The organism is Pseudidiomarina salilacus (assembly GCF_047323925.1).
In the GTDB taxonomy this organism is placed as follows: Bacteria; Pseudomonadota; Gammaproteobacteria; order Enterobacterales; family Alteromonadaceae; genus Pseudidiomarina; species Pseudidiomarina salilacus.
Window position 1 is genome coordinate 1,705,913 of the sequence record NZ_CP178751.1, and the last position, 18,119, is coordinate 1,724,031.

General features: G+C 51.7%; 18 protein-coding genes. 7 read left to right on the top strand and 11 right to left on the bottom strand.

Annotated elements, in window-relative coordinates; translation table 11 throughout:
• The first annotated feature begins 59 nt into the window (after nt 1-59).
• Together rsmD and ACJ8W9_RS08150 are read left to right on the top strand one after the other, a co-directional pair.
• Nucleotides 60-680, top strand: a complete 621-nt coding sequence (gene rsmD, locus ACJ8W9_RS08145) for a 16S rRNA (guanine(966)-N(2))-methyltransferase RsmD (protein WP_411360808.1) — start codon at nt 60-62, stop codon at nt 678-680.
• On the top strand, nt 677-955 hold the full coding sequence (locus tag ACJ8W9_RS08150) for a DUF1145 domain-containing protein (RefSeq protein WP_411360809.1): 279 nt from the start codon (nt 677-679) through the stop codon (nt 953-955). Before rsmD ends, ACJ8W9_RS08150 begins: the two co-directional genes overlap by 4 nt.
• On the opposite strand, the gene ACJ8W9_RS08155 is transcribed toward ACJ8W9_RS08150, so the two are convergent.
• On the bottom strand, nt 952-1,569 hold the full coding sequence (locus ACJ8W9_RS08155; protein ID WP_411360810.1) for a YjaG family protein: 618 nt from the start codon (nt 1,567-1,569) through the stop codon (nt 952-954). The two genes, ACJ8W9_RS08150 and ACJ8W9_RS08155, sit on opposite strands and share 4 nt — an antisense overlap.
• A gap of 96 nt (nt 1,570-1,665) precedes the next feature.
• Here ACJ8W9_RS08155 and ACJ8W9_RS08160 point away from each other — a divergent pair, with 96 nt between their 5' ends.
• The gene (locus ACJ8W9_RS08160; RefSeq protein ID WP_411360811.1) at nt 1,666-2,586 is read left to right on the top strand and encodes a pyridoxal-phosphate dependent enzyme; all 921 of its coding nucleotides are present in this window, start codon (nt 1,666-1,668) and stop codon (nt 2,584-2,586) included.
• Here the strand turns inward: ACJ8W9_RS08160 and ACJ8W9_RS08165 are convergent.
• From ACJ8W9_RS08165 to ACJ8W9_RS08180, 4 genes are all read right to left on the bottom strand, one after another.
• Entirely contained in the window at nt 2,579-3,007 is a 429-nt protein-coding gene (locus ACJ8W9_RS08165; RefSeq protein WP_411360812.1) for a VOC family protein, read from the bottom strand. The two genes, ACJ8W9_RS08160 and ACJ8W9_RS08165, sit on opposite strands and share 8 nt — an antisense overlap.
• Before the next feature lie 4 nt (nt 3,008-3,011).
• Nucleotides 3,012-3,221, bottom strand: a complete 210-nt coding sequence (locus ACJ8W9_RS08170) for a hypothetical protein (protein WP_034733833.1) — start codon at nt 3,219-3,221, stop codon at nt 3,012-3,014.
• A gap of 94 nt (nt 3,222-3,315) precedes the next feature.
• Nucleotides 3,316-4,479, bottom strand: coding sequence for a cystathionine gamma-synthase (locus ACJ8W9_RS08175; protein ID WP_411360813.1), 1,164 nt, complete (start codon nt 4,477-4,479; stop codon nt 3,316-3,318).
• Nucleotides 4,480-4,482: 3 nt separating this feature from the next.
• Nucleotides 4,483-5,454 (bottom strand): PLP-dependent cysteine synthase family protein, encoded by a 972-nt coding sequence (locus ACJ8W9_RS08180; protein ID WP_411359903.1) that lies wholly within the window; start codon nt 5,452-5,454, stop codon nt 4,483-4,485.
• A gap of 180 nt (nt 5,455-5,634) precedes the next feature.
• On the opposite strand from ACJ8W9_RS08180, the gene ACJ8W9_RS08185 reads away from it, so the two are divergent.
• Together ACJ8W9_RS08185 and ltaE are read left to right on the top strand one after the other, a co-directional pair.
• A complete protein-coding gene (locus tag ACJ8W9_RS08185; protein WP_411359902.1) occupies nt 5,635-6,240 on the top strand; it encodes a hypothetical protein in 606 nt (201 codons plus the stop codon).
• A gap of 5 nt (nt 6,241-6,245) precedes the next feature.
• Nucleotides 6,246-7,262, top strand: coding sequence for a low-specificity L-threonine aldolase (gene ltaE, locus ACJ8W9_RS08190; protein ID WP_411360814.1), 1,017 nt, complete (start codon nt 6,246-6,248; stop codon nt 7,260-7,262).
• Here the strand turns inward: ltaE and ACJ8W9_RS08195 are convergent.
• Both ACJ8W9_RS08195 and ACJ8W9_RS08200 read right to left on the bottom strand, forming a co-directional pair.
• Nucleotides 7,259-8,644: a sigma-54-dependent transcriptional regulator gene (locus ACJ8W9_RS08195; RefSeq protein ID WP_411360815.1), complete on the bottom strand. Its 1,386-nt coding sequence runs from the start codon at nt 8,642-8,644 to the stop codon at nt 7,259-7,261. The genes ltaE and ACJ8W9_RS08195 overlap by 4 nt on opposite strands.
• A complete protein-coding gene (locus ACJ8W9_RS08200; protein WP_411359899.1) occupies nt 8,641-9,981 on the bottom strand; it encodes a sensor histidine kinase in 1,341 nt (446 codons plus the stop codon). The genes ACJ8W9_RS08195 and ACJ8W9_RS08200 overlap by 4 nt, the downstream gene beginning before the upstream one ends.
• A 185-nt stretch (nt 9,982-10,166) precedes the next feature.
• On the opposite strand from ACJ8W9_RS08200, the gene ACJ8W9_RS08205 reads away from it, so the two are divergent.
• On the top strand, nt 10,167-10,565 hold the full coding sequence (locus tag ACJ8W9_RS08205; protein ID WP_411359897.1) for a DUF4168 domain-containing protein: 399 nt from the start codon (nt 10,167-10,169) through the stop codon (nt 10,563-10,565).
• Nucleotides 10,566-10,623: 58 nt separating this feature from the next.
• On the opposite strand, the gene ACJ8W9_RS08210 is transcribed toward ACJ8W9_RS08205, so the two are convergent.
• From ACJ8W9_RS08210 to ACJ8W9_RS08220, 3 genes are all read right to left on the bottom strand, one after another.
• Nucleotides 10,624-12,162 carry a YifB family Mg chelatase-like AAA ATPase gene (locus tag ACJ8W9_RS08210; RefSeq protein WP_411360034.1) on the bottom strand — a complete coding sequence of 513 codons (1,539 nt, stop codon included), beginning with the start codon at nt 12,160-12,162 and terminating at the stop codon, nt 10,624-10,626.
• A gap of 111 nt (nt 12,163-12,273) precedes the next feature.
• Nucleotides 12,274-13,017, bottom strand: coding sequence for a ferredoxin--NADP reductase (locus tag ACJ8W9_RS08215; protein ID WP_411359896.1), 744 nt, complete (start codon nt 13,015-13,017; stop codon nt 12,274-12,276).
• A gap of 138 nt (nt 13,018-13,155) precedes the next feature.
• On the bottom strand, nt 13,156-13,407 hold the full coding sequence (locus tag ACJ8W9_RS08220; protein WP_411359894.1) for an accessory factor UbiK family protein: 252 nt from the start codon (nt 13,405-13,407) through the stop codon (nt 13,156-13,158).
• 95 nt (nt 13,408-13,502) lie between these two features.
• On the opposite strand from ACJ8W9_RS08220, the gene rep reads away from it, so the two are divergent.
• Nucleotides 13,503-15,512, top strand: a complete 2,010-nt coding sequence (gene rep / locus ACJ8W9_RS08225; RefSeq protein WP_411360816.1) for a DNA helicase Rep — start codon at nt 13,503-13,505, stop codon at nt 15,510-15,512.
• A 7-nt stretch (nt 15,513-15,519) separates the two neighbouring features.
• Here rep and ACJ8W9_RS08230 read toward each other — a convergent pair whose 3' ends face one another.
• On the bottom strand, nt 15,520-18,093 hold the full coding sequence (locus ACJ8W9_RS08230; RefSeq protein ID WP_411359892.1) for a diguanylate cyclase domain-containing protein: 2,574 nt from the start codon (nt 18,091-18,093) through the stop codon (nt 15,520-15,522).
• Between the last annotated feature and the right edge of the window lie 26 nt (nt 18,094-18,119).

The window sequence follows — 18,119 nt, forward strand, 5'->3', positions numbered from 1 at the left end:
ATGGCGTCAGTTTAACACGTCTACCGACAGATTGTGGACACACAAGGGGCTACTTTAGCATGCGGCGCACCGCACACAAGCAGAAAACAACACGCCATCGTGGCGCAGGTCAATTACGGATTATTGGTGGGCAATTACGCGGCCGTAAATTGGCAATTGCCGATCTAGCTGGGTTGCGTCCGACCACCGACCGCGTGCGCGAAACCGTGTTTAACTGGCTGCAATTTGAACTAGCCGAACAACGCTGTTTGGACCTATTTGCCGGCACCGGCGCGCTAGGCTTAGAAGCGCTCTCGCGCGGCGCCGCAGAGGTCATTTTGTTGGAACAAAATAAAGTCGCCGCCGAATTGCTGCGACATCACGCGATAACGCTGAACCCGGTATGTCACGGGCAAGCGCAGGTGCAGCAAACCAATGCCTTGAAATGGTTGCAACAATCTAGCGTGCAGCCGTTCAACGTCGTTTTTGTCGACCCGCCGTTTCGCAGCAATCTAGCCGGCCCCGCGTGCGCATTGCTGGCGCAACACGGCTGGTTGGCGGAGGGTGCCTTGGTGTATCTGGAAACTGAAAAAGAGTGGCCGCTGGAAGTCCCTGCTAATTGGCAGTTGCAACGTGAAAAAATTGCCGGACAAGTGGCTTTTCGTTTATTTGCCGTTATGGCACAAGGAGCAAACACATGAGTTGGTTAGTATGGGTTGGGCGCACCGTGTTTGCGATCATCTGGGGTGCGATGTTGGCTAACTTAGTGTGGCCATTTCCCGGCAAAGGTTTTGCGTTATTTTTGATTTTGCTATTGGTGCTGCTCGGTCTGCATTTACTGCAATTGATGATGTTCGCCACGGTTTATCGTGAACACATTCAATGGCGCCGTGGCGATTACTGGCAAATTGTACTCTTTGGCGTTATTGGGTGGCTTGCAATTGTGCAAGCCCAACCCAAGCGTCAGCAAAGTTAAGCTTCGCTATCGCGCTCCATGCCAATATTGGTAATGCCTTCGGTTACCACCATTTCTTGTAGCTGCCGCACCATCGCTTGGCTCGGTGCGGCTTTGCTGGCCTGCATCGCTTCCAGAAAATCAATCAGCGCTTGCTGCACTTCGACTTCGTAAACCGCTAATTCGTGCTCGCGAGTCAGCTTGCGACGCGCTTCAGCATCAAGTTCGGCGCCTTCGGTCAACTCCAAGAACTTGGCAACGCCCGCTTGCGATATTTTCGCAACGCTCACTAAATCGGCGCTGTTGTTGTCCATAAAGCCCTGCAACATAATGCTAATCGCGGTGCAGGCATCCATCGCTGGATACACGCCTAGCATGTCATGACCGTGTTCACTGGGGGTGACGTCATCGACTTTTTCTTGCCAACGGCCGAAATTCACTTTTACCTTTTTACCCTGCCAACTCCAATCCCAACAAGCGTTAAGCGCACCTCGCAGCGGCTGCGGATCGCCAAACTTAGTGACTTGATGAAAGAGTTCATAGTTCGGGTACATGCGCTCGCACAAATACAAAGCAGCCAAAGCTTGGTAGCCAAACTCAAGATCGCGCAATCGTTGAAAAGTATTCAGGGCCAAAGTTCGTTCCTTGTTGTCTCGCGTAATACAATGATACATGCTAGTGGGCAGTTCGGCTATGGGTTAGGATGGCGAGAAAAGGTTGGGAATGTGAGCATGGTAGATTTTGCAAAGGTGAATGCAGCGGCAGATCGGATTGCCGCGCGCGCAGTACGAACGCCGGTAAAACGGAGTCAGGCGCTCGATGAGGCGTTGAGCTGCCAGGTTTATTTGAAATGCGAAAACTTACAGAAAAGCGGGGCTTTTAAATTTCGTGGCGCCTGTAATGCCTTACTGCAACTGGCACCTGAACAACGTCAACAAGGCGTCGTGACAGTCTCATCGGGCAACCATGGCGCGGCCCTTGCCGCTGCCGGTCAGATGCTCGGCGTAAAAGTAACGGTGGGCGTGGCAAGTAATGCTTCAGCGTTCAAGCGCGCCAATATGCAGCGTTACAACGCGAACATCATCCCTATTGAACCAGGTATGGCCGCGCGCGAAGCTTTTCTTGCCGAACAACAAAGCCAGAACGCCATTATTATCCCACCTTACGATCACCCTGATATCATCGCGGGACAAGGCACTGCCGCACTCGAATTGCTCGAAGATTATCCGCATTTATGGGGGGTGATGACGCCGCTCGGTGGTGGTGGATTACTTAGCGGTAGCTGTTTGGTCGCCGCCCATTACGATGCCTTTTGCTATGGCATCGAACCTGAACTTGCGAGCGATGGCAAACACTCGCTGCAAACGGGCGAAATTCAGCCAGCCATGCCACCGACAAGCATCTGCGATGGCTTGCTAACCAGTTTAGGCAAGCACACTTTTGCCATCATCAAAGAGCAAGTGACGGATATTTTATTGGTCAGTGACGAAGAGGCTGCGGCAGCGCAACAGTTGGTAGATAAAACCACAGGTATGTGGATAGAGCCCAGCAGTGCAACGGTCATTGCAGCTATTCAGCGCTACCCCGAAATCTTCCGCGAAAAATCAATTGGCGTTATCATCAGCGGCGGCAACTGCACCCGCTTTACTTAGCAAACAACGAGGAGAGGTCCTCAAACGCCTTAAACTCCAACGCATTGCCACTGAAGTCATAGAAGAACATGGTCGCTTGCTCGCCTGGCTGCCCTTCGAAACGAATATGCGGTTCAATCACAAACTGAATGCCAGCGGCTGCGACGCGATCAGCGAGCACACGCCAATCTTCCATTGTAAGCACCACACCAAAATGCGGTACGGGTACGGCATGGCCATCGACCGGATTATGATGGGCAACACCTGTCAGTTCTGGGGCAAGGTGGGTCACCAGTTGATGACCGTAGAAATCCCAATCCACCCACTCTGTTGCAGAGCGGCCTTCGTTGCAACCGAGAATATCGCCATAAAATTCACGGGCGCGCGCAATGTCGTCAACCGGAATCGCCAAATGGAAAGGTCGTAAGGTGTTTGTGGTCATAGTCTCAGTGTTTTAACGTCATCATTGCTGCAGGTTTACGCCACATGCGTACTCCCACAGCAACGACTAATATCATCCAATTCAATGGTGGTAAAATACCACACACGAGAACGGCAAGCATACTCCATAATGGCTGACGATGATGTTGACCGACCAGCACATAAAACAACAATGCCGCCACTAAACCCTGTAAGAGAAATAGGCTAAGAGGCATAGGATAACCCTTGTTTTGGTTGTCTGTAATAATTGTCGGATTAGCCTACCGTAACTTCATGCAATTGTAAAAGAATGTAAATGTTCTTGTAATATCAAGCGTTTAAGGCTTGGTCTAAATCGGCGATCAAGTCTTCGACGTCTTCAATACCCACCGAAATCCGCACAAAATTATCCAAAATACCGAGTTTTTCGCGGTTCTCTTTTGGTATCGAAGCGTGGGTCATAATCGCCGGGTGTTCGATCAAACTTTCCACCCCACCTAAGCTTTCAGCAAGTGCAAAAATCTCCACTGCTTCTAAGAAACGTCGCGCTTTTGCGAGGTCACCTTTGAGCAGAATCGAGATCATGCCGCCGAAGCCATGCATTTGCTGTTTCGCTAAAGCATGTTGAGGGTGACTTTCGAGCCCTGGATGGATGACTTTTTCAACCTGCGGGTGCTGCTCTAACCATTTAGCGATAGTCAAAGCTGCTTCGTTATGTTGCTTCATGCGCAGAGCTAGAGTCTTCACGCCACGCAAGGCGAGATAGCTGTCGAATGGACCGGCAACTGCACCTACTGAGTTCTGCAAGAATGCCATTTGCTCGGCGAGTTCAGCGTTGTCACCGACCACGGCAATACCACCGACCATATCGGAGTGACCATTAAGATACTTGGTCGCTGAATGCATTACGATATCCGCACCGAGTTCCAACGGGCGCTGGTTGTAAGGCGTCGCAAAGGTATTGTCGACCACCACCACAATGTTGTGCTGCTTGGCAATCTTGACGATAGCGGCAATATCCACCAGCTTCAGCATCGGGTTACTTGGAGTCTCGACCCAGATCATGCGGGTTTTATCAGTGACGGCGGCGGCAACTGCATCGATGTCGCTCAGGTCGACATAAGAAAATTGCAAACCTGCTGAGCGCCCCCGCACTTTGTCGAATAAACGGAAGGTGCCACCATATAAATCGTCCATCGCAACCACATGATCGCCACTATTAAGCAATTCCATGATGGTTGAAGTAGCGGCCATACCTGAAGCGAACGCATAGCCATGACTGCCGCTTTCTAAACTGGCAACCGCACGTTCCCAAGCGAAACGCGTTGGGTTATGTGAACGCGAGTATTCAAAGCCCTTGTGTACACCCGGGCTTTCTTGAATGTAAGTCGAACTGGTAAAGATCGGTGGCATCACCGCGCCAGTTGCTGGCTCTGGAGCTTGTCCACCGTGAATTGATTTGGTCGCAAATTTCATTTTCTTCGCGTCTGCCATTGCTTACTCCTCGAGCAGATGTTGAGCGGCCATCCACTCATCATTGTATAGTTTTGATAAATAGCGATTACCGGTATCACAGGCGAGCGTAACTACGCGTTTTGCTTCAGTTTGATCACGGCAATAGCGAATCGCAGCGGTGATCAAAGTACCGCTTGATGAACCGACCATAACGCCCTCTTTCACCAACAGTTCACGCGCCGTGTGAAAGGCATCTTTGTCGCTCACCGCATAGGCTTTATTCGCAAGTTTGATATCACAGATGTCAGGGATAAAGTCTTCGCCGATACCTTCAACCAACCAACTGCCCGGTTCGACTTTCTCATCACGATTCACCAAAGGTTCCAAAATTGAACCTTCAGGGTCAGCCAAGACCAAATCGACCTGTGGATTTTGTTCACGCAAATAGCGTCCGACGCCAGTCAAAGTGCCGCCTGAACCAACGCCACAGACGAATGCATCAAGTTTGCCGTCCATTTGTTGCCACATTTCAGGGCCCGTAGTATTGTAGTGGGCCGCGACATTGGCTTCATTGGTAAACTGGTTGACGTAAAAATAGCTGTTTTCTTCGGCTAAACGGGCGGCCATGTCTTGGTAATACTCTGGATGCCCTTTTTGCACGTCAGACCGCGTACGGACGACGTCAGCGCCCATGGCTTTTAAGTTATTCACTTTCTCTGCCGACATTTTGTCGGGCATGACGATTTTCAACGGATAGCCTTTGCTTGCCGCCACCAACGCTAAGCCCAAGCCGGTGTTACCTGCGGTTGCTTCAATAATGGTCATCCCTGGCTGCAGTTTGCCTTGCTGCTCAGCAGCTTCAATCATGCTGACCGCGATGCGATCTTTAATTGAACCACCCGGATTCATCAATTCTAGCTTCAGATACAACTCACACGGGCCAGTGTCGATGTTGCTCACTTTTACCATCGGCGTGTTGCCGATCATTTCCAATACGTTTTGATACACGCGCATGCTGAGGTTCCATTGTCATTTCTTGTGCTCGGCATTATCGCACGTTGCATGCCACATTTGCCAATCTGCTGGCTACTTTTAGCACACTTTTGCCGGACTTTTGCCAGACAAATAGCAATGCTTTTTTGCATAACTTATGGCACATTAGGATCACTCGTTCCGCAACAAGGATACTCCAAGATGACACCTCAACCTGCTTCGCGCGCACTGCGCTTTGCCCTTGCTGGCACGGCGATCACTGCATTAAGCGCCTGCCAAGTACCAGAACCAACCCCACAAGATCAATTCTTCGCTGCATTTGAGCCCTATTGTGGCAAATCCTACGCAGCTGAAGTGGTCGCTGATAATCAACCCAGCGAAGCTTGGCAACAAGAACTGGTGGTCCACATTCGTGACTGCGAGGCCAACACCATCCGTATGCCACTGCACGTGGGTGAAGACCGCTCGCGTACTTGGGTGCTAACTCGCACGGAAAAAGGACTCGACTTTCAACATATTCACTTGCATGAAGACGGGACTCCGGATGCGGTATCGCCCTACGGCGGTCATACCATTGCCAGCGGTGACGCGCAAATGCAGGCATTTCCAGTGGACGACGCCAGTAAAGCGCTGTTTGTCGAGAACGGACTCGAGGTATCGACCACCAACACCTGGATCCTGTCGTTTGATGGCGACGTGATGTACTACGAACTCACCCGCCCAGGCCGTGAATTCGTGGTTGCTGTTGATTTATCGCAACCCATCGCTGAGCCGCCTGCGGCTTGGGGCTATGACGGTAAGGAGTAACGCTGGTGCTGTTCGATTTACGCAGTGATACCGTTACCCAGCCGACAGCTGCAATGCGCGCAGCGATGGCTGCCGCACCTGTTGGCGATGACGTGTTCGGCGATGACCCGAGCATTAATGCGCTACAAGAGCGCGTCGCCGCCCTAGCAGGTAAAGAAGCCGCATTGCTTGCCAGCAGCGGCACGCAAACCAATTTGTTGGCGCTGTTGAGTCATTGCCAACGCGGTGAAGAGTATTTGGTGGGTCAGGAATATCACACCTATCGGTATGAAGCCGGTGGCGCTGCGGTCCTTGGCGGTATTGTGCCGCAACCCTTTGAAGTCAGCACCGACGGTACGCTTGATCTCGCCGCCGTTGCGAAACGCATTAAACCCGATGATCCGCATTTTCCGATCACGCGCTTACTGGCGCTGGAGAATACTCATACCGGTAAAGTGATTCCGCAAAGTTACATGGAACAAGCGCGGCAATTGGTGGACCAACATGGGCTAAAACTGCATCTTGACGGTGCGCGTGTGTTCAACGCTGCGGTGGCAACGGGTTTATCGTTGTCAGAACTCAGTGCACCCTTTGATTCGGTATCGATTTGCTTCTCAAAAGGATTAGGCACCCCCATTGGTTCGGTGCTGGTCGGTGACAAAGCCTTTATCAAGCGCGCACACCGGTGGCGCAAAATGCTCGGTGGTGGCATGCGCCAAGCCGGCATTGTCGCTGCAGCGATGCATCATGCACTGGACCATCACGTCGCACGACTTGCTGATGATCATGCCAATGCAACGAAGCTCGCAGCAGGGCTGAGTCAACTGCCCCAATTACAAGTTGAGCCCGCACAAACCAATATGGTGTATATCAACTACGCATCGGCGGCAGTGGCAAAGCAAGTGAGTGAGCACTTACGTAAGCAGGATATCGTGGTCGGTACAGCGCAGCGTTTGCGCTTGGTCACGCACCTCGGCATTCCCGCAACGGCAATTGACGGTATCGTTGCCGCATTCAAAGAAGCCTTGGCGCAGCTGTCTTAATCAGCTGCGTCGTCTTCGTCCAGCCAGCGATACAGCGTGCGCCGCGTCACCCCCAAAATTCGTGCGGCGCGCTGCTTGTTCCCTGCAGTTGCAGCAAGCACTTGGCTCACATAGCGTTGCTGGACTTCATGGAGGCTCGGCAACTGCTCCGGATCTGCTGTTGTGGGCAGAATCTCGGCACTGGATTCAGTGGAGGCGGCAGCCTGCATGCGCGTCGGAAAGTCTTGTGGCGTGATCCACTCACTTTGGGCAAAAGTGTAGGCGCGCTCAATCGCATTTTGCAGCTCACGCACATTACCCGGAAATTCATAGTGCGCCAGTAACGCTTTTGCGGCGGCATCAAATCCCATTACATTCTTATCTTGCTGGGTGCGTAATTGCCGCAGAAAATGTTCCGCCAACAGCAAGCGGTCATCGCCACGCTGCCGCAGCGGCGGTACCTGCAGCGAAAAGGTCTCAAGTCGATAAAACAAATCTTCGCGAAAGTCATTATCCCGCACACGTTGCTCCAGATCCTGATGCGTCGCGGCAATGATCCTTACATCCACTTTTTCTTCTTGATCGCTACCGACCGGACGCAAGGTGCCTTCTTGCAACACTCGTAACAGCTTGGCTTGCAAGGCTAACGGCATTTCACCGATTTCATCAAGCAGCAAAGTGCCGCCATGAGCTTCACGTAACAGTCCCGCCCGTGCTTTCTGCGCCCCAGTAAAGGCACCCGCGGCGTGGCCAAAAAATTCACTTTCCATGAGCTCGGCTGGAATACCAGCGCAGTTCACTGCCAAAAACGGTCCCTCGGCACGCTTGCTTTGCTGATGCAAAGCCTTGGCAACTAATTCCTTGCCGGTACCACTTTCACCCAACACCAACACCGCGCCTTCGGCTGCGGCAATTTGTGCAATCTGTTGATACAGTTGTTGCATGGTGTCGCTCTGGCCGATCATCCCTGCGGGCCCCTGTTGCGCCTGCTCGGTCGAACGGTAATGGGCAACTTCGCGTTGCAATCGACGATAATCCAGCACCCGCTCGACACTCACCAGTAAATGATCAAGGTCTAATGGTTTAGTGAGAAAATCATCTGCCCCCTGTTGCAGGGCTTCTACGGCTTGGTTGACGGTGCCAAAGGCGGTAATCAAAATCACCGCCGGTGACAGCGTTTGCTGACGCAGCTGCGCAAGAAGTTCCATGCCTGACAAGCCAGGCAAACGAATATCACTCACTACCAGCTGATAGTCACTGAGGGTATCCTGTAAAAAATCATCGGCGGCGGCAAAGGCACTGACGCGATAGCCATCACTCTCGAGCTCTTCTTGCAGCAGCTCACGTAAGCCTGGGTCATCTTCGACAACCGCTACCTTAATACTATTTTTGCTTAAACTCATAAGGCGTCCTTCGGCAGTGTTCGCGGTAGAAAGATACGGGCTTGGCAACCACCACTGGGGCGATTTTGCAGCAAAAACTTGCCGTGATGCGCACTCACCACATGGGCTACTATAGCTAAGCCAAGGCCAGTACCTTCGCCAATGGGTTTGGTGGTGGCAAAGGGTTCAATCAGCTGAGTGACATCGGTATCTTGCGGGAGCCCGGGACCATCATCTTCAACTACCACCCAGTAGCCGTGTTGCGCAGTCTCTACACTTACTGTGACTTGGCTAGCTGCAGCCTGCAAGGCATTGCGAAATAGGTTGACCAAAGCCAACTCAAGTCTGGCGGTGTCGGCCTGCACGGTCGCTTGCGCCGGCACTTGCGTGATCTGTAGTTGCACTTGCCCGTCATTTTCGTGGCCGATTGCCCGCGCCGCCTGCTCAATGAGAGCTGGTAGCGCTTGTGATTGCTCAGCATTTACTGGAGCACGGCTAAAGTCCAACAGCTGTTGCACTAATTTGGTCAAGCGTTCAACTTGACCGGAAATCGCCGTCAATTGACGTTGGCTTTCGGAGTCGGTGTGCCGCTTCAAGAGTCGCTTGGCCCGCCCGGAAATCACCGTAAGCGGTGCGCCCAATTCGTGCGCAACACCGCGCGCGAGTTGGCCAATCGCCGCCATTTTCTCGTGCTCGCGCAAGCGTGACTGTAATTCCACCTGCTGTTGGAGTCGGGTCCGATAATAGCCAAAGGCGAGAATGGTCAACACCACTAAGGTCACAATGCCCCAGGCGATCCACGCGATTTGCTCAAGTCGCGCAAAGCTGCGGTCGAAGTCACGCGCCTGCCGGTTTAACTGCATAAAACCAATCAACCGCTGATTGCGATCATGCATCGGAATAAATTGCGAAAACATGTCCAGCCCAGCCACTTCACGATAGCTATCTTGTTGCTCACCGGTCAGCAATACTTGTTCGGCCATGACACTCTCGGACAAATCCAATTCAGTAACGCCCGCTGAGACCACCAACTCGCCATTGGTGTCATACACCGATGCACCATAAATACGACCAATTTCAAAGACCGCGTCGAGCTGTGTTTGCATTTGCTGCACGTCACCGACGACCAGCGCCTCACTTAAGGGCAAGCGTATAGCACGACCAATCAGTTCCAAATCATCCCGCAGGCGATCATCTTGGAACTCCCGCGCCTGGTTTAACGCGATATTAATCGCGACCCCGGTAAGTGCCAGCAGCGGTAATACCAAATACAGCAAAAATGCGCGTTGCCAACTCGGATTACCAACCGAACGCGAAATGCGCTGTGTTAAAGAAGAACTACTGTGTTTATTTGTCACACTTACTCCTCGCTAATGTGTATCGAAATTATACATAGATACGCGCGTGATTTCCATTTGGAATTTATTTCATCTATTTTTCAATACTTTAGACTTAATTAAAAAGTTGGCACGGTCCTTGTATTGTTATTAGTGAAGGCAATAAAGCCTATGTTTTTAACTACACACAGCGTAAGGAGTTCATTATGAACAAACTAGTACCTACATTAATCGCCAGCGCACTTTTTGCCGCAACTGCAACTGCTACCGCAGCACCAGCGATGCAACAAGGTCAACAAGCACAGCAGGGCCAAGCTATGCAACAGCAGCAAGCTCCGCAAGTTGAAATCACTGACGAATTGCTGCAAAACTTTTTGGTAGCTATGAATGGCGTGCAGGAAGTCAGCCAGAAATATTCTGAGCAATTCCAAAACGCAGAAGACTCTGAAGAAGCACAAGCGATTCAGCAAAAAGCGCAAGAAGAAATGATTTCTGAAGTGGAAAGCGCAGGTCTTAGCACCGACGAGTACAACGCGGTGATTCAGCAAGTTCAGCAAGACCCTGAATTGCAAGCGCGTCTACAGTCAATGACTGACGACTCATAAGCAGTCGAACGTTGCTGCCTTAGCAGGCAGGGTTATCGTGCTGACACGTGCTCCCTAGCTAGAGTTCGCGCAACTGCTGTAATAGGCGATCAAGCGCGCGATAACTCAACGCTTCAGCAAGATGTTGACGCCCTACCTGCTCGGCTTGTGCAGCATCGGCAATCGTACGTGCTAGGCGCAGCACGCGATGATAAGCTCGGTGCGACAAGCCGAACTTCTCAATAGCGGCCACCAGAAATGTGTGGTCGCTTTTTTGTAGCTGGCATACAGTCGCCAATTGATGCGGCTGCAAATCTGCATTCAAGCACCCCTGACGTTCACACTGTAAGACTCGCATAGACGTTACCTGCTCGCGCAACTTGGGCGTTTGTGCTGGCGGCGCTTCAGTTTGTTGCTGCTTAAGTATTTCCGGTTGCCGCGGAACATCGACCTGCATATCGATACGATCTAACAATGGCCCCGACAGCTTACCCAAATAGCGGTTGATTTGATCCGGACTCGAACGCGCACTAGCCAAGGTTCCATCAAAGTGTCCACAGGGCGACGGGTTCAACGCACAAACCAACTGGAAGCGCGCTGGAAACTGCGCTTGATAGCCGGCACGACTAATGGTCACATGCCCAGATTCTAAAGGTTCACGCAAGGAATCAAGCACATGCCGAGAAAACTCCGGCAGTTCGTCAAGAAACAAAATGGCATTGTGCGCTAATGAAATCTCGCCCGGTTGCGGTGGTGAGCCGCCGCCCACTAACGCTGCTGCCGAGCACGAATGATGCGGTGCACGCAGATTGCGCTGCAACCAGCTTTGCGGCGTTGCCGCGCGGTGCTCATAGCCTGCCACACTGCGCACCGCGGCAACTTCAAGACCTTGCTCGTCGTTGAGCGGCGGCAACAAGCCCAGTAAGCGCTGGGCCAGCATGGTTTTTCCCGTTCCCGGCGGACCAACAAATAGCAGATGATGCCCGCCCATAGCGGCGAGTAAAAGAGCGCGTTTGGCCTGTTCTTGCCCCATCACATCGGCAATATCGCCCGTTGGATAAACGTAGTCATGACTCTTCAATGCTTGCACGAACGGTAATTTGTGCGGTCCTGTGAGATGCTCAACCACATCTCGTAAACTCTCGCCGACCACGCATTGTTGCTCGCGAATGACTTGTGCTTCGGCAAGGTTATCCAGTGGGATCACCGCCTCACGCCCTTCACGGCGACATGCCAGTAGCGCTGGCAGCATGCCCTCGACATCACGTAGCTCGCCGTTCAGCGTCAGCTCACCATAGAATTCGCGGGAAACCACCGCAGCCTCACTAAGTTGACCATCAGCAGCCAGAATTCCAATCGCAATGGCAAGATCATAACGCGCCCCGTGCTTGGGCAAATCTGCGGGCGCTAAATTCACAGTGATTTTACTGCCGCGCGGAAAATCAAAGTCACTCGCTTGAATCGCCGAACGCACTCGGTCACGCGCCTCACGCACACCCGCCTGCGGCATACCGACCACAGTGAACGCTGGCAAACCCATGGCCAACCCCACCTCAACAGTCACCAACGGTGCTTCCATACCGTACAGTGCACGCGTGAACACCCGCGCAATCCGAATTGTTCCCATGGTCACTCCTTTGACACCGCCAGTTTGCGGTCAACGGGAACAAGTCTAGCGTGATTGCGAGGTTTGTCTGTCAGCCGCACGGCTGACTTTTAGGTAAGCCTATTACCAGTAATGCTCTACCGTCACGTTGCCTGGCTTGCGCCGTAGGTTTTTCGGCAAGCCCTTGTCGGCTAGCACGCGCTTAGCATCAGTGATCATTTCGGGGTTGCCGCAGAGCATGACTTGCGCATCACTGTCTAAGGTATCGTCGACTGCAGCCTCCAGCTCACCATTGACAATCAATGCCGGAATGCGACCACGCAGTGCGCCTTTGCTGTCTTCACGGCTGACAATCGGTTGATAATGCAACTGCTGCGGATGGGCGTCGCACCATTGCTGGATGGTATCGCGATAAGCTAAGTCAGCGCCGTAGCGCACTGCATGAACCAAATGAATACGGGCAAAACGCTCATAAGGGATGCGCGTGCTCAGCATCGATAAATAGGGACCAATGCCGGTGCCAGTTGCCATCAACCATAGGCTTTTGCCTTCCGGCACCTCGTTCAAGGTGAAAAAACCACTGGGTGGTTGACTGACTTCTATCGCTTGTCCGGCGCGCAAGTCGTGCAGACGCGGTGAGAACTCACCGTCATGGACACGATTCACGAGAAAATCAAGAATCGGCTCTTGCGGGCCATTGACCAACGAATAAGCACGCTGAAAGCGTTGTTCACCGTCGTTCAGACCGAGGCGTACGAACTGCCCAGCGATAAATTCAAAAGGTTCCGGAACGCGCACGCGCAGACTAAATAATTCATTATTCCATGCGTAGTTTTCTACTACTTCGCCAGTCATCCACTGTGCCATCGTTCACCTCGTTTTACCGCGTTCATACTGATTGTGCTAGAGTACGCTTTTCTTCCTTGAAGGGCTAGACGATGTCGTTCTATCTCATGCGTTTTGCGCTGTTAATCCTACTTGCCGCAGACATTGCGGGCGCTTGGGTTACTTGTCGTCGTTAGCCGGTTGTTGCAGCTGCTGCAACTGCTGTTCTAGGGCTTCGACACGCTGCCGTAAGCGCAGCAACAGCTGTTGTTGAACGTCGAGCTCCTCGTGGGTGACAACGTCAAGTTTAGCGAGTTGCTGTTGTAAGATCTGTTTGATGCGCTGTTCCATGTTGCCGGCAAGGTCTTTCACGCCAGCTGGGATACTGTCGTTGATTTGCTTAGCAATTTCTTCAATTTTTTTCGCGTCCATGAACGGCTCCTGAGTAGAACGGGGAATTGTCTTTTAGCTTAGCAGTTGTTTACGTTAAAATCTGCTGTTCAGTTCGCTCGCAAGCTAGGAACCTAATGAAACTTAACCCGCGTCAACAACAAGCTGTCGAAGCCATTGCCGGACCTGTGCTAGTACTTGCCGGCGCGGGCAGCGGCAAAACGCGGGTGATCACCGAAAAAATTGCCTATCTGATTCGACGCTGCAATTACAAAGCACGCCATATCGCAGCGGTCACCTTTACCAATAAGGCCGCCCGCGAGATGAAAGAACGTGTTGGGCAAACCCTTGGCCGCGAGTATACCCGCGGCCTCACGGTATCGACCTTTCACACGCTTGGGCTCAACATCATTCGTAAGGAAGTTGCGCGGTTGGGCTTGAAGTCAGGCTTTTCACTGTTTGACGACCAAGACAGTTTTGCGCTGCTCAAGGCGCTCACCGAAGACGAGCTCGACGGTGACAAAGAACTGATCAAGCGTCTGCAAGCACAAATTGGCAACTGGAAAAACGCCATGTGGACGCCTGAGCAAGCATTAAACCAAGCGCAAACGCCGGAAGCTCAGGAATTCGCCGAATTTTACCGGCGCTATCAGCAAAACATGCGCGCCTGCAATGCGCTTGATTTTGATGATCTGATATTGTTGCCCACCCAGTTGCTTGCGAGTAATGAACACGCACGCGAGCGTTGGCAGAAAAAGTTTCAGTATCTGTTGGTCGATGAATATCAAGACACCAACACCTCGCAGTATCAGCTCGTAAAGCTGCTGGTAGGCGAACGCGCACGCTTTACGGTAGTCGGCGACGACGACCAATCGATTTATTCGTGGCGTGGAGCACAACCGCAAAACTTGGCGCTCCTGCAAAAAGACTTTCCACAGCTGGAAGTCATTAAACTCGAGCAAAATTATCGTTCACACGGGCGCATTCTCAAGGCCGCCAATATTCTGATTGAAAACAATCCGCACGTATTCGAAAAGAAACTCTTCTCGGAAATGGAATACGGAGTGCCACTGCGGGTAATTTACGGTCGCAACGAAGAACACGAGGCTGAGCGCGTGGTCGCTGAAATCGTCCGGCGTCGCTTTTTAGAGCGTACACCCTATTCACATTTTGCCGTGCTCTATCGTGGCAATCATCAATCGCGCATCTTTGAAAAAGCACTGTTGACCAACCGCATCCCTTATCGCATGACTGGCGGGCAAAGTTTCTTTGCCCGCGCCGAAGTCAAAGACGTGATGGCGTATCTGCGACTGTTGATGAACCCCGATGACGATAGTGCATTGATTCGTATTATTAATGTGCCAAAACGTGGTATCGGTCCACAAACCGTTGAACGCATCGGTGAACTTGCCCACGAATTGCATATTCCGATGCTCGCCACCTGCGAACATCAAGCGTTGAAAACCCGCATGGGCAGTCGTGAATACCAGTCGGTGCAGTTATTTACGCACCTGGTCGCACAAACCGCGAAACGTTGCCAACATCCATGCGATGTTATGGCGGCTTTGTATCATTTGATCAAAGAAATTGGCTACGAAGAGTGGCTCTATGAGTCGAGCCCGAGCCAAGCGGCAGCTGAAATGCGCTATAAAAACATCAGTGAGTTGTTGCGTTGGGTGGGCGAAATGATTAAGGGTGACGATGAGCATGAGTCACTGAACTTTGAGCAAGCGGTCGCGAAGCTTTGTTTGCGTGACCTGATGTCCCGTAACGAAGAAGAAGATGTCGGCGATCAGGTGCAGCTGATGACCCTGCATGCCTCGAAAGGACTCGAGTTTCCGCATGTCTTTATGGTCGGCATGGAAGAAGGGTTACTGCCCCATCAAAGCAGTATCGATGACAATATGGTTGACGAAGAGCGGCGCTTAGCGTACGTGGGTATTACCCGTGCGCAACACTCGTGTGTCTTCACCATCGCCAAAGAACGTCGCCAGTACGGCGATGTGATTCGTCCTGAACCGAGCCGGTTTTTATTCGAATTGCCGCAAGACGATGTGGAATGGGAAGGGCAAACGCCTGTGACCGAAGAAAAACAAGAAGAAACGCGCAATCAAGGGCTGGCGATGCTCCGCAATGCACTGAAATAAAGCCTGTTTATATCGCTTCTTGGCGCTCTTTACAGGGTAGCCACACCGGCTCGCCAAGTTGTGTTCCCACGCCAAGCTGCACACCCGCCGCACGTAATACAGCAAGCTGCTCGGGCGTATCGATACCCGCCGCTGCGATGGTAATATTGAGCTCTTCGCAAAGGTTGACGACATTACGCACCATCACTCCAGCACGTTCACTTTTGCTACTCTCAGCGACAAAGCGACGGTCAAGCTTGACGTGCGTGAATGGATAATTGAGCAAATATTGTAAGGCTCCTGAACTGCGCCCAAATTCGTTGAGTGCCAAACCAACACCCGCGTCAGCAAGCATCCGTAACGCCGTCAACTGACGCTTGGAGTTGTCGTTGAGTTCGGTTTCGCTGAATTCAAACACTAGCCGTTGCGGCTTCACACCGCTATCCTCAACGATCTCAAGCAGCGCTTTCACGTCGGCTAGTTTGAACAAATGTTTGGTCGACAGACTCACATAAATTGGGATCTTCAATTGCTGCTCTTGCACAATATCGCAACATCGAGTCAGCATCCAATGGTCGAGTGAGACAATCATTCCGGTTTTTTCGGCCACATTTAAAAAGCTTTGTGCTTCGAGTAGTTGATCACCACGTTGCCAGCGCACGAGCACCTCACGTGCTTGCGGTTGCCCGGTTTCTAGGGCGACCAAGTCAAATTGTTGCAAGATAAAATCTTGATCAAACTGCGCATGGCGTAGTTCGGTTTCTCGATGCAATGACGCGACCAAATCCTTGTGAATACTTTCGTCGAACACCACATAACGACCGCGTCCCATACTCTTCGCTTGATACATCGCCGCGTCAGCATCACGCAATAGGCGTTCAGCGGTATCGTTGCGTGACTTACATTCAGCAATACCAACACTGGCACCTGAATAATGTTCAGACTCGCCATAAACAAACGGCTGACGCATCTGCTCAATAATCCGCGAGGCAACATCTTTGGCATCATCCACATGCCGCACTAGGTTCAATAAGATTACGAATTCGTCACCGCCTAACCGCGCGACGGTATCGTTGTCACGCACACACTCACAAATGCGCCGACTGGCTTCGAGCAAAAATTCGTCGCCGGCCGAATGACCGAGTGAATCATTGATATCTTTAAACCGATCCAAGTCGACAAACAACACAGCAAAATTATGGGTCGGGAAGCGACGTTTCTGGTTCAAAGCTTGTTGCAAGCGTTCGGTGAACATAGAACGGTTGGGGAGCCCGGTCAAAGTATCGTGGTGCGCATCGAAAAACAGCTTTTCTTCAATTTTTTTTCGGCGCTCGATTTCGTTGACCAACTCTTCGGTACGCTCGGCCACTTTCTTCTCAAGAAAGGCATTTACGCGACGAATTTCGTCCGCATTGCGACGGCGCTCAATCGCTACGGCAACATGCTGCGAGACGAAGTTGAGCAACTCAAGATCGTCTTGCTTATAATTCACTTCATCTTTGTAGGTTTGCACCGACAGCACGCCAATGACTTCATCATCTACCAGCAGCGGCGAACCCAGCCACTGCCGTGGCCGCGTGCCATAACACTTGTCGGGACCTTTGACGTGACCGGCGGCGATCAGATTTTCATACACTTTCTCGTCAATAAAAATGGGCTTTTTACTACCAATCACAAATTCTGTCAGCCCTTTGCCGAGCGGCCGACGCTCCACCATTTGTGCATCACGTTCATCCACGTAATAAGGGAAGCGAATGTGCTTGCGGTCATCGTCGAGTAATGCAACATAGAAGTTGTCGTTGTTGACCAACTGACCTAACTGTTGGTGTAACTGCTTGAAGAAGGTATTCATATTCTCTGAAGTGTTGGTCAACTCCGAGATGGTATACAACACCGATGCAACTCGTTCAGCCCTTTTACGCTCAGCAATTTGTTCCTCTAACGAGCGGTTAGTGTCGCGTAAATTCGCGGTTTGCCGACCGATTTCTTGCAGCATAAACTCGCGTTGCCGCACCCGCTCAAGAGCATTCACAATGTGCTGTGAAACGAAAGTGAAAAGCTCTTTGTCGGCGGTGGTATAGCCGACATTCGGTGTGTAACTTTGCACCACCATCGCACCCATCACCCGCTCTCCGCTTTTCAGCGGTACTCCAAGCCAGTCTACTGGAGGCGCACCTAAGTCACGAATTTCACCACGCGCGACTAACTCGTTAAAGTTTTGCTCATTCAACAAAAATGGCTGCCCAGTGCGCATCACATAGCCGGTAAGGCCCCGGCGCAACACATCCGCTGGAAACTGTTCGTAGCTAGGCACTTCGTCGTATTCGTCGACAAAATAGACGAATTTGACGGTATCAGAATGGTCATCATACAAACAGACGAAAAAGTTTTTCGCCATCATGAGTTCATCGATAATGCCATGCAGTGCCGGGTAAAATTCCTGCATATCGCGCGCCGACGACGCCAACTCGGAGATACGGAAAAGTGCTTTTTGGATAACTTCAGATTCGCGATACTTTAATGCGAGAGTTTTTAGGCGCGCAACAGCCTTACGCAGTCGCGTAATTTCGGCGGATGTCGAAGACTGTTCTGTATCGGTCATGGCCTGTAGCAGTTTGTTTTAGTTTA

Excerpts from the sequence above, each read along its gene's own strand:
- rsmD (WP_411360808.1), top strand. The coding sequence starts at position 60 with ATGCGGCGCACCGCACACAAGCAGAAAACAACACGCCATCGTGGCGCA.
- ACJ8W9_RS08150 (WP_411360809.1), top strand. The coding sequence starts at position 677 with ATGAGTTGGTTAGTATGGGTTGGGCGCACCGTGTTTGCGATCATCTGG.
- ACJ8W9_RS08160 (WP_411360811.1), top strand. The coding sequence starts at position 1,666 with ATGGTAGATTTTGCAAAGGTGAATGCAGCGGCAGATCGGATTGCCGCG.
- ACJ8W9_RS08165 (WP_411360812.1), bottom strand. The coding sequence starts at position 3,007 with ATGACCACAAACACCTTACGACCTTTCCATTTGGCGATTCCGGTTGAC.
- ACJ8W9_RS08170 (WP_034733833.1), bottom strand. The coding sequence starts at position 3,221 with ATGCCTCTTAGCCTATTTCTCTTACAGGGTTTAGTGGCGGCATTGTTG.
- ACJ8W9_RS08175 (WP_411360813.1), bottom strand. The coding sequence starts at position 4,479 with ATGGCAGACGCGAAGAAAATGAAATTTGCGACCAAATCAATTCACGGT.
- ACJ8W9_RS08180 (WP_411359903.1), bottom strand. The coding sequence starts at position 5,454 with ATGCGCGTGTATCAAAACGTATTGGAAATGATCGGCAACACGCCGATG.
- ACJ8W9_RS08185 (WP_411359902.1), top strand. The coding sequence starts at position 5,635 with ATGACACCTCAACCTGCTTCGCGCGCACTGCGCTTTGCCCTTGCTGGC.
- ACJ8W9_RS08195 (WP_411360815.1), bottom strand. The coding sequence starts at position 8,644 with ATGAGTTTAAGCAAAAATAGTATTAAGGTAGCGGTTGTCGAAGATGAC.
- ACJ8W9_RS08205 (WP_411359897.1), top strand. The coding sequence starts at position 10,167 with ATGAACAAACTAGTACCTACATTAATCGCCAGCGCACTTTTTGCCGCA.
- ACJ8W9_RS08215 (WP_411359896.1), bottom strand. The coding sequence starts at position 13,017 with ATGGCACAGTGGATGACTGGCGAAGTAGTAGAAAACTACGCATGGAAT.
- ACJ8W9_RS08220 (WP_411359894.1), bottom strand. The coding sequence starts at position 13,407 with ATGGACGCGAAAAAAATTGAAGAAATTGCTAAGCAAATCAACGACAGT.
- rep (WP_411360816.1), top strand. The coding sequence starts at position 13,503 with ATGAAACTTAACCCGCGTCAACAACAAGCTGTCGAAGCCATTGCCGGA.
- ACJ8W9_RS08230 (WP_411359892.1), bottom strand. The coding sequence starts at position 18,093 with ATGACCGATACAGAACAGTCTTCGACATCCGCCGAAATTACGCGACTG.